Here is a 6,265-nt window from a genome sequence, read left to right on the forward strand (position 1 = left end):
CAACCTATGTTGGTGCTCCCGGCCTCCAACGCAAGCCGGCCCTTAACACTTCGCGGCAGGCGCCGCGCACCCTGCTCGTCGCCGAAATACGCGCCTTCGTCGCTTTCCTGCCGCTTGGTAGCAGGGATCGCCGCTTCAGCCGAAAGGTCCGCGACCGCTCCCCCCTCCCCGCATAAACGCCGGACATCGCCTCATCCGGGTGGTCCGTGAGGCAACCAATCAAAGCTCCAAAGGGGGAGATACTCCAAATGCGCAAGCTCGCCTTCATCGCCGCGGCCGCTGCCGTCGCACTCACCTCGTCGCCGGCTCTCGCCGGCTCCAAATCCTCGGGCCGCAAGGACCAGGAAAAAGGCATGGCCGAAATCCCGGTCTGCACCAAGAAGCTCGGAACGATCGCGATCGTCGAGCCCGACAACAATTGGTGGCAGGGCCTCGGCCTCGGCAGCCCGGAAGCAGTCTTGAAGCTGTTCGTGATGAAATCCGGCTGCTTCAGCCTCGTCGACCGGAACAAGGGCCTCGCGAGCCGCAACATCGAGCGCGCGCTTGCCGACAGCGGCGAATTGCAGCGCGGCTCGAACATCGGCCGCCAGCAGGTGAAGGCCGCGGATTATTTCATCGTCCCCGACATCGTCTCGAAGAACGACCGTTCGGGCGGCGGCGGCATCGGAGCTGCGCTTGGCGGCTTCCTCGGCGGAAGCACCTTCGGCCACCTCGCGGGCAATATCAGCGTCAACAAGAAGGAAGCCAACGTGCTCCTGACGCTCGTCAACGCCCGCACCACCGAGCAGGAGCGGATGACCGAGGGCTATGCCCGCAAGTCCGACTGGAGCTTCGGCGGCGGCGGCGGCGCCGGCTGGTGGGGCGGCTTCGCGAGCGTCGGGGCGTCCGGCTATCAGAATACGGACATCGGCCAAGTGCTCGTGCTTGCCTATCTCAACGCCTACAAGGATCTGGTCGGCCAGCTCGGCGGCCTTCCCGCCAACGCCAGCGCCGCGGCACCTCAGGCCCAGTAAGGCGCCTGAAGCTCGCAAGCCGTCGTTGCGCGAGCCGGAGCAATTTCCACTCCGCTGAAGTCGAGGTTGGCGGCGCTCGCAACGATCCGAGCGCCGCTGTCCTCCCCGTTTGCCAATGCCTCGGATACCGTATAGCCACGGTATCCGGGGCAGAGGCCGTATTGGCGCTCCCCCTCTGTTGCGTGTTCTGGTTTCGGGGAGACAGAAATGCGCAAGCCAATCGTCACTGGTGCCTTCATGGTCGCGGCACTCGCCAGCAGCACCGCTCAGGCATCTGAAAAAGACATCGCCATCGCCAAGTGCAGTGCACAGCACGGAACCATCGCCGTGACCGACGGCGACACTCAGGGGTGGACCAAGTTCGGCCTCGGCAGTCCGCGCGATCTGCTCGGCGCGATGGTGCGGGAATCGAACTGCTTCAACGTGCATGACCCGGCTTCGGGCAAGCCTGCGGATTATCTGATGAGTGCGATTGCCGGCGACAAAGCGGTCGTCTTGCAAGGCATGAACGTGGCGCGCGCCGCTCTTACGGAGGGCGCCCTTCGCAGCGGAGCGCTTGGCGCGGTGCCCGGCCTTGGGGCGGCAATGGGCATGTTCAACGGGTTCGGCGGCAAGAAGAAGATTGTGGCGGCGGGCCTCCGCGTACTGAGCCCCGCCACCGGACTTACGCTGCTGGTCGGGCAAGGCGAAGCGAGCAAATCCCAACTCACCTGGGGCGACTGGTCTTCAGGGGGTTCGGGTACCTTGGGCCAATATACCAGCTCCAAGGACGGGAAGCTGCTGAGCGGCGCCTTTGCCGAAGCCTATAATCAGATCGTCGCTCAGGCCGGCACCCTGCCCGCCCCGGCAACGGCTCCAGCAAAATAGCACGCTGCAGTGTAGTGCGAGAAGTCGCTCAGACGACGCTCGCACAGGGGCTGGTCGCGCCTTTCCCGTCCGGGCCCCAGCGGCGGAAGCCCTTCGAATCCACGTGGAAGCGAAGGCCGGTGTAGAAGCCGAGCCCGATGTCGTAGCCGCGGCCGCGCCATTCGTGGATCTTGCAGATGCTGCGGATCATCCCGTCGCGGGCGATCGCGCGAAGCGGGGTCAGATCGAGCGCGAAGAAGTGGCGGTGGGCGCTTTCCCTCGCACCCCCGGAACATCGGTTGAGCTCGGCATTGCGATAGCCCGACAGCGCCTCGACCTTGCCGATCACCGGCTCGACATGGTTCTCGATGAAGCGGAGCGTGCTCGCGATGTGGTTCCACTCCGTGAACGGCGCGACCTCGAAGCGGGGGCCGTTGCACTCCTTCCACATGCTCGCGGTCCGGACGAGCTGCCAGGTGGGGACCACGTCCTCCACGTCCTTCATCTCGAGATAGGTGCGAAAGCCGATCACCTGTGCCCGCGCGGCCGGGCTCTTGGCGAGCCAGGCGAGATAATCCGCATGGCTCTGCCCATCGGCCTTCTCCTGCGCGTCGGCCGGAGCGGCCAGCGCGAGTGCGACGAGGGCGGCGATGCTGACGAGGCTTCGCATAGGCTCCGATATGGGGGCTTCATCGCCCCGATTGCACCCTCCGGCGGCGCTCCGCCTTATATGGGTCAAGCAGCGGGAATAGCTTGGAACCTCACCAACGGGAGTGGGTTCACCTCGGTTCCACGATCAGCAGCGCGAGGAAGAGAGATGGCGCAAAGACCCCGCGACAGGCGATCCGCAGGGACGAACGTCCTGATGCTGCTCATCCTGGTGGTGGTGATCGGCGGCGCCCTCTTCTGGGCCTGGCGCGACAGCCCGCCCGACACGCCGGCTCCGAGCGGAACCGCCGCTCCGGCGACCGTGCCGGGAGGAACCCCGACCGGCTGACAAGGCGCCGCTCCCCCTCCGTTCATACCGCCGCTGACGTTTGTCCCATTCGTGGCCGGGTGAAATCCGGCCATTGAACCATTCGCCGCTCGCAGCATTCTCCACCCGCACGCCTCCCCGGCGGGCACCAAGGAGAACAAAATGCGTAAGCTCACCACCAACGAACTCACCGCCGTCGCCGGCGGCGCCAATCCGCACCTTACCACCGTCACCACCAATCCCGGCGGCGTCGTGAACAAGAGCGCACTCAAGAACCCGAACACCACCACGTTCACGTTCAAGACCACTGGGAAGCCGGCGTAAGCCTGCCTCCCCGCATCAGGAGAGAAGATATGCGTAATCTCGATTTGAACGAACTGAAGGCCGTCAGCGGCGGCGCCAACAAGCCTGCCAGCCATCCCTTCCCGCCGGGCCGGCACCCGAGCTTCCGCAATCCGGCGCATGCTCCGGGCGAGAGCTACAAGGGTCCGGCCGACAAGAATTTCGGCCCGAAGTAAGGGACCGCAATAGCGGTCGCCGGTTCAGAACGACGATTCTGACAGGATCTCCGATGCGCCCCGGTCTCCCTGAGGCCGGGGCGTTTCGATTCAAGCGTTACGCGGCGCCGGCGGAGGCACGGCTTTTCGCGAAGCGTCGCTAGGTGCTGGAGAGGCTATCCTTGTAGACGAAGGCGCGCCGCCGCTCCGTAAGGTTGAATGTCGACCAGGATCCGCTGCCGACGAAGATCCAGTTCATCTTCACCTGATAGCCCATCTGGATGTCGACGCAGGGGCGGCCGCCGTCGGTGCAATTGGTAACAGTCGGAGCCGTAATGTCGGCCGGATTGAGGCCGAAGCGACGATCGGTGATGCGGGCGGCAATGAGGTCGTTGTCCGGTTTCGGCGAAATGCTGGCATAGCGCGCACCCTCGGCGACCGCGCTCTTCAGCCCCGCATGCGCGAAGAAGAAGATGCCGAGATTGGCGATCCCGAGGACCAGCGCCAGAAAAGCCGGTGCGACCAGCGCGAACTCGACCGCGCTCGATCCGCTCTCGCTCCGCCGAAGCTTGAGGAGCCGCCCCGTCATTGCACCCTCAGCGATGCGCGGGCCTTGAGCTTGATCGAGCCGTCGGCTTCCGTCGGATAGCCCATGGTGGTGAAGACGGGATCGAAGGGCTTGGCGATGTTGAGGGTGACGTAGCGGCCCGTCTCCTCGCCCGCAGAGCAGGTGCTGCCCATGGTTTTGGTCGTCCGGGTGCCGTTCGTGGCGGTGCATTCGAGCCACTGGGTCAGCGTCACCGTCGCATCCGTGCCGGCGGCTGTCTGAGCATGCGTGGCCAGGAAGCTGTAGTCATTGGTCTTCGTGCCTGAATGGGCGAGCTCGAGGGTGCGGTTCGCCGCCTGCTGGAGGGCAAAACGCTCGGTGTAGCCGCGGCCGATATCCGCCACCGCGACGATCAGCAGGCCGAGCATCGGCGCCATCGCCGTGAATTCCAGGAGGCTCACGCCGCGTTCGTCGTCGCGGAGGCTCCGTAGCCGGGAGAGGATCGCTGTCGCCATGGCCTAGCCGACCAGCCTTACCTGGCTGAGAGTGAAGGTTTCACCCGGCTTGTTCGAGCAGTTGGCGGTCAGGCCGTTGGCAAGGTTGAGGTTGCCCGAGAAGCTGATCCGCTGCGACACGATCTGCAGGCAGCTGGAGGTCATGGTGGAGTTGCCGTTGATGAGGATGTTCGTCTTCGGCATATAGAGGGCACCGGTGAGGTTCAGTGAATTGCCGCCGTTCAGGTGCCAGTCGTCCATCGTCGCGCGATCCTTGTCGCGGAAGATGACGATGTCCCTGTAAACGCCCGTCTCCGGCGCGCTGAGGGTCAGGCTCGCCTGTCCGTTCATCTCGATCTTGCCGATGCTGTCGCCGGTGCCGGTGAAGATGAGCGTGACGTTGGTACCGGTGACGGCGGCGTGCGAACCGAGGTTCAGGTTGCCGTTCTTGATGTAATATGTTCCCGCGGGAAGGTTGATCGTCCGATCGATCGTCATGCTGTTGAAGCAGACGGCGGTGTTGGCGACCCCGTTCGGCCCAGTCTCGTTCAGGGTAACCGAGGCGAGATCGTCGAAATCGTCGTCGCAGCCCATGCCGTTGGCGGCTGCGCTCGGATCGGGCCGGCTGGCGAACGGATCCTCCTGCTTGTCGGAATATGGGATGATCGTCGAGTTGCCGTAATAGGGATTGGTGGCATCAAGCCCGCCGCGCGCCATGATCGGGTCGGCGATCAGCGAGGAGGAGCCGCCCGCGTCGATCGCCGGCACGGCGGTCGAGTTGGTGGCGATCCCGCAGCCGAGGTTGACGGTCGCGTTGCCGGTGAAGTTGATCGCCTGAACCGGGCCCTCTTCGAGCGTCAGGAGGCAGAATCTGCCGCTGTTCACGACTGCGGCGGTCGCTTCGACGGTGACGGTCGGCGATTCGCCCTGGAAGAAGCGCCAGAAGGGAAGGTCCCGCTTCGCGCTCAGCACGACTCGTACCGCCTTGGTATTTCCTGCCCAGTCCCCGGTGGTCGGCGCATTTTCGACGATCGGGTAACCGGTAAGCAAGGTAAGCTGATTGTTGAGCAGGAGGTCTCGCGTGACCGCGCTCGAGACGCTCTTCGCCTGGACGAGCGCATGTGCTCCCGCCAGCGCGTTCGAATCGGCCATCCGCTGCAGCTGGCGCTTCCAGAGACTGAATTGGATGGTATCGAGACCGACCGCGGCCGCGCCGATCATGAGCGGCATCGCCGCCGCACCGATTGCCAGCACATTGCCGCGCTCGCTCCTGAGAAGCTTCCTTGCCCAGGCAAAAGCTCGCATGACTGATATCCTCGATTAACGGACTTCAGCCAAAGCGATTAAGGTACAATGCTTTACGGGAGGTTAGAGCGCCTGCTTAACAGGCCGTTATCCGCTCGAAGAAGAGCCGGGGCGGGCGCTGGCCCGCCCCGACAGCCTCAGAACTTCACCGACATGCGCCCGTAGACGAACCGGCCGTTGAAGCCGAACGGCGAATATTGCGAGAAGGGCACGATGTAGCTCGTCGCCGGGTAGAAGACGTTCGTGGTTCCCGACGTGCCGGCAAGGCCCATCGGGACCTGATCGGGATAGACGTCGAACACGTTGTTGGCGCCGAGTGCGAAGGTCGCCATATCTCCCGCCTTCAGCCGGAGCTCGAGATCGGTGACCCATTTGGGCTCCATCTCGAGATCGTTGAAGATGCCGCTCCCGGCCGGGCCGAGCTCGCCGCCCGCGGCGAAGACCTTGCCGAAGCGGTTGGCGCGGGCGGTGAAGCCCAGCCAGTCATGCTCGTAATCGACCGAGACGTTGATCTTGTCGCGCGGCGAGCCCTGGACCAGCCGAAGCCGCTCCTGCCGCCCGAACAGGACGACGCCGGGAACGGCCGC

Annotated in this window: 9 protein-coding genes and 1 pseudogene; 5 read left to right on the top strand and 5 right to left on the bottom strand. The window is 64.6% G+C overall.

What is annotated here, in order from left to right; genetic code table 11:
* Positions 1-248: 248 nt before the first annotated feature.
* Positions 249-1,013, top strand: a complete 765-nt coding sequence (locus VF662_RS11100; RefSeq protein WP_464141074.1) for a CsgG/HfaB family protein — start codon at positions 249-251, stop codon at positions 1,011-1,013.
* Between the two features lie 207 nt (positions 1,014-1,220).
* A complete protein-coding gene (locus VF662_RS11105; RefSeq protein ID WP_464141076.1) occupies positions 1,221-1,880 on the top strand; it encodes an SH3 domain-containing protein in 660 nt (219 codons plus the stop codon).
* A gap of 28 nt (positions 1,881-1,908) precedes the next feature.
* Here the strand turns inward: VF662_RS11105 and VF662_RS11110 are convergent, their stop codons facing one another.
* Positions 1,909-2,529: a D-Ala-D-Ala carboxypeptidase family metallohydrolase gene (locus VF662_RS11110; protein WP_464141078.1), complete on the bottom strand. Its 621-nt coding sequence runs from the start codon at positions 2,527-2,529 to the stop codon at positions 1,909-1,911.
* A gap of 147 nt (positions 2,530-2,676) precedes the next feature.
* Between VF662_RS11110 and VF662_RS11115 the strand changes: the two genes are divergently transcribed.
* The 3 genes from VF662_RS11115 to VF662_RS11125 all read left to right on the top strand — a co-directional run bounded on the left by VF662_RS11115 (position 2,677) and on the right by VF662_RS11125 (position 3,353).
* Entirely contained in the window at positions 2,677-2,856 is a 180-nt protein-coding gene (locus VF662_RS11115) for a hypothetical protein (protein WP_464141080.1), read from the top strand.
* Between the two features lie 141 nt (positions 2,857-2,997).
* On the top strand, positions 2,998-3,159 hold the full coding sequence (locus VF662_RS11120; RefSeq protein WP_464141082.1) for a hypothetical protein: 162 nt from the start codon (positions 2,998-3,000) through the stop codon (positions 3,157-3,159).
* A 29-nt stretch (positions 3,160-3,188) separates the two neighbouring features.
* Entirely contained in the window at positions 3,189-3,353 is a 165-nt protein-coding gene (locus VF662_RS11125; RefSeq protein ID WP_464141084.1) for a hypothetical protein, read from the top strand.
* A 139-nt stretch (positions 3,354-3,492) separates the two neighbouring features.
* On the opposite strand, the gene VF662_RS11130 is transcribed toward VF662_RS11125, so the two are convergent.
* From VF662_RS11130 to VF662_RS11145, 4 genes and pseudogenes are all read right to left on the bottom strand, one after another.
* On the bottom strand, positions 3,493-3,921 hold the full coding sequence (locus VF662_RS11130; RefSeq protein ID WP_464141086.1) for a TadE/TadG family type IV pilus assembly protein: 429 nt from the start codon (positions 3,919-3,921) through the stop codon (positions 3,493-3,495).
* Entirely contained in the window at positions 3,918-4,394 is a 477-nt protein-coding gene (locus tag VF662_RS11135; RefSeq protein WP_464141088.1) for a TadE/TadG family type IV pilus assembly protein, read from the bottom strand. Before VF662_RS11135 ends, VF662_RS11130 begins: the two co-directional genes overlap by 4 nt.
* A 3-nt stretch (positions 4,395-4,397) precedes the next feature.
* Positions 4,398-5,678, bottom strand: a complete 1,281-nt coding sequence (locus tag VF662_RS11140; RefSeq protein ID WP_464141090.1) for a pilus assembly protein TadG-related protein — start codon at positions 5,676-5,678, stop codon at positions 4,398-4,400.
* Between the two features lie 137 nt (positions 5,679-5,815).
* Positions 5,816-6,265, bottom strand: a pseudogene (locus VF662_RS11145) (hypothetical protein); the annotation flags it as partial.

The sequence above is a fragment of the Allosphingosinicella sp. genome (assembly GCF_036387215.1).
Classification (GTDB): domain Bacteria; phylum Pseudomonadota; class Alphaproteobacteria; order Sphingomonadales; family Sphingomonadaceae; genus Allosphingosinicella.

Coding starts and splice junctions, on each gene's coding strand:
- VF662_RS11100 (WP_464141074.1), top strand. CDS start 249: ATGCGCAAGCTCGCCTTCATCGCCGCGGCCGCTGCCGTCGCACTCACC.
- VF662_RS11105 (WP_464141076.1), top strand. CDS start 1,221: ATGCGCAAGCCAATCGTCACTGGTGCCTTCATGGTCGCGGCACTCGCC.
- VF662_RS11110 (WP_464141078.1), bottom strand. CDS start 2,529: ATGCGAAGCCTCGTCAGCATCGCCGCCCTCGTCGCACTCGCGCTGGCC.
- VF662_RS11115 (WP_464141080.1), top strand. CDS start 2,677: ATGGCGCAAAGACCCCGCGACAGGCGATCCGCAGGGACGAACGTCCTG.
- VF662_RS11120 (WP_464141082.1), top strand. CDS start 2,998: ATGCGTAAGCTCACCACCAACGAACTCACCGCCGTCGCCGGCGGCGCC.
- VF662_RS11125 (WP_464141084.1), top strand. CDS start 3,189: ATGCGTAATCTCGATTTGAACGAACTGAAGGCCGTCAGCGGCGGCGCC.
- VF662_RS11130 (WP_464141086.1), bottom strand. CDS start 3,921: ATGACGGGGCGGCTCCTCAAGCTTCGGCGGAGCGAGAGCGGATCGAGC.
- VF662_RS11135 (WP_464141088.1), bottom strand. CDS start 4,394: ATGGCGACAGCGATCCTCTCCCGGCTACGGAGCCTCCGCGACGACGAA.
- VF662_RS11140 (WP_464141090.1), bottom strand. CDS start 5,678: ATGCGAGCTTTTGCCTGGGCAAGGAAGCTTCTCAGGAGCGAGCGCGGC.